The organism is Eggerthella sp. (assembly GCF_048329335.1).
GTDB classification, from domain to species: domain Bacteria; phylum Actinomycetota; class Coriobacteriia; order Coriobacteriales; family Eggerthellaceae; genus Eggerthella; species Eggerthella lenta.
Genome location: NZ_DBFEGU010000040.1, coordinates 1 through 2588 on the forward strand (window position 1 = coordinate 1; position 2588 = coordinate 2588).

Annotated in this window: 4 protein-coding genes; all 4 read right to left on the reverse strand. The window is 71.9% G+C overall.

Annotation, left to right across the window (positions count from 1 at the left end):
- The coding region (locus tag ACMO6A_RS01470) for a radical SAM protein (protein ID WP_418470679.1) at positions 1 to 989 on the reverse strand (989 nt) is incomplete at its 3' end.
- Positions 990 to 997: 8 nt separating this feature from the next.
- On the reverse strand, positions 998 to 1771 hold the full coding sequence (locus ACMO6A_RS01475; RefSeq protein WP_009307165.1) for a thiazole synthase: 774 nt from the start codon (positions 1769 to 1771) through the stop codon (positions 998 to 1000).
- Positions 1772 to 1813: 42 nt separating this feature from the next.
- Positions 1814 to 2422, reverse strand: coding sequence for a sulfur carrier protein ThiS adenylyltransferase ThiF (gene thiF / locus ACMO6A_RS01480; protein ID WP_009307166.1), 609 nt, complete (start codon positions 2420 to 2422; stop codon positions 1814 to 1816).
- The coding region (gene thiS, locus ACMO6A_RS01485; protein ID WP_418470680.1) for a sulfur carrier protein ThiS at positions 2422 to 2588 on the reverse strand (167 nt) is incomplete at its 5' end. The genes thiS and thiF, both read right to left, overlap by 1 nt.

Below are 2588 nucleotides of genomic sequence, written 5' to 3' on the forward strand. Positions count from 1 at the left end.
TAGGCGCACATCACCTGCAGCAGCTGCCGCTCGCCCACGTCGCGCGGCCCGATGCGCCCGTTGCCCACGATGGGGCGCAGGCGCGGGCACGACAGCGAAAGCTCCGCGTGCGGGTAGGCGCGCTGCACAAGCCATGCGTGCAGTCCGCACGCGAACGCGTCGCGCCGGAAGTCGCCGAGGCCCAAGAGGGCGCCGAACGCCGCGCCCCGCATGCCGCCTCTCATCGCGCGCTCCTGGGCGTTCGCACGGTACGGGAACACCCGCTTGCGCCCCGCCAGGTGCAGCTTGCCGTAAAGCGCGGGGTCGTACGTCTCCTGGAACACCGTGACGTAATCGACGCCGCATTCGTGCAGGTAGGCGTATTCGTCCTCGTTCATGGGGTACACCTCCACGCCCACCATGCGGAAGCGCTCGGCGGCAAGCTTGCACGCCTCGCCGATGTAGAAGGGGTCGGTGCGCGCGCGGTCTTCGCCCGTGAGCAGCAGGATCTCCTCGAGCCCCGTCGCCGCGATGGCGTCGAGCTCGGCGACGATGCCCGCGCGGTCGAGACGGGCGCGGCAGATGTCGTTGTCGCGGTTGAAGCCGCAGTACACGCAGTGGTTGTCGCAGTAGTTCGCCAGGTACAGCGGCGTGAACAGGTACGCCGTGCTGCCGAACCAGCGCCGCCGCGCGCGGCGGGCGGCGGCGGCCAGCTCCTCCAGCAACGGCTCGGCGGCAGACGACAGCAGCGCGCCGAAGCCCTCGGGGGAAAGGCGGTCGGCCGCGAGCGCGGCGCGCACGTCGGCCTCGGTCGCCGCGTCGAAGTCGAACGCCGCCGCGCGTGCCAGCAGTTCGTCGAGCACGGGCGAGTCGGTGACGTCCATGTCCGGAAGGTAGGCCATAGGGTCGATGCCGCGATCGCGCGCCACGTCGGCGGGGTCCACCGCCTCGAGGCGCGTGAAGCGCGGAACCGCCGAGGGCGTTGCGGAGCGGGTGCCTGCTTGCGTCATGGCCCCTCCTAATCCGCGAGGAACCCGGTGAGGGGCGACGAGGCCTCGGCGCGGTCGAGCACGCGCCCCATGCCGGCTCGGTATCCCGCGCGCCCCGCCTCCACGGCGCGTTTGAACGCGGCCGCCATGAGGGGGACGTCGCCCGCCGTGGCCACCGCGGTGTTCGCCATGACCGCGGCCGCGCCCAGCTCCATGGCCTCGCACGCCTGCGAGGGCCGGCCGATGCCCGCGTCCACGATGACGGGCACGTCCACCTCGTCGACGATGATCTTGATGAAGTCGCGCGCGGCCAGCCCCTTGTTCGACCCGATGGGCGCCGCCAGCGGCATGACGGCCGCCGCGCCCGCGCGTACCAGGTCGCGCGCGCAGACGAGGTCGGGGAACATGTAGGGAAGCACGACGAAGCCCTCCTCGGCCAGTTGCGCCGTTGCGCGCACCGTCTCGGCGTTGTCGGGCATGAGATAGGCCGCGTCGCGGATGACCTCCACCTTCACGAAGTCGCCGCATCCCATCGCCCGCGCCAGCCGCGCGATGCGCACCGCCTCGTCGGCCGTGCGCGCCCCCGATGTGTTCGGCAGCAGCGTCACGCCCTCGGGAATGGCGTCAAGGATGCTTCCGTCCTGCCCCGTGTTCGCGCGACGCACGGCCAAGGTGACGATCTCGGCGCCCGCATCGCGCACGGCCGCCTCCACGAGGTCGAGGTTGAACTTCCCCGACCCCAGGATGAAGCGCGAGGTGAACGTCCGGTCGCCCAGCGACCAAGTATCCGGTTCGTATGCCATGGATATCCCTTCCCGACCGCCCTCTGCGGCCCGTTGCTTCCGTCAGTTTCCTTCGAGTCCCAGCACGAGGCGCACGACGACGAGCGCCTGCTGCGCCGCGCACAGAGCCACCCGCGGGGCGAAGAGCGCCTCGTCGGCCACGTCGGCCTCGCCGTCGCCGCACACGAACAGCCGCCGCCCCACGCGCCGCGTGACCAGCGCGTCGGCCGGTCCCGCACCCGCCATGCCGCTGCCCGCCACCACCACGGTATTCGACGCCTCCGTCAGCAGCGCGTTCACGAGGTCGGCTTTGCAGCGGGGGTCGTCGAAGGCCTCGCACACGATGCGCTCGCCCGCAAACAGCGCCGCCGCGTTGCCGGCATCCACCCGCACGCGGTCGAGCGTAAGCTCGATGCCCGGGTCGATGCGCAGCAGCTGCTCGGCCAGCGCCTCGGTCTTCGGCCGGCCGATATGCTCGCGGAAGTAGTGCTGGCGGTTGAGGTTGGACTCGTCCACGAGGTCGAAGTCCACGAGGTGCAGCGCGCCCACCCCCGAGCGCGCCAGCATCACGGCGATGTGCGACCCCAGGCCGCCCAACCCCGCCACGCCCACGCGCGCCGCCGCCAGCCTCACGCGCGCCTCTTCTCCGATGCGGCTCGAAAGCGCGTCCATCAGCCGCCTCCCACGAAGCGGACCACTTCCAGCACGTCGCCTGCCCGCAGCACCGTGGCCGCGTACGCGTCGCGCGGCACGATGGCCCCGTTCAGCTCGCACGCCACGCGCGCGGCGTCGAAGCCGTCGCGCTCCAGCAGCTGCGCGAGCGTCGAACCGTCCGCCT

What these genes read in the sequence shown, in the direction of transcription:
- thiF (WP_009307166.1), bottom strand. Translation starts at nt 2,422, where the DNA reads ATGGACGCGCTTTCGAGCCGCATCGGAGAAGAGGCGCGCGTGAGGCTG.
- ACMO6A_RS01475 (WP_009307165.1), bottom strand. Translation starts at nt 1,771, where the DNA reads ATGGCATACGAACCGGATACTTGGTCGCTGGGCGACCGGACGTTCACC.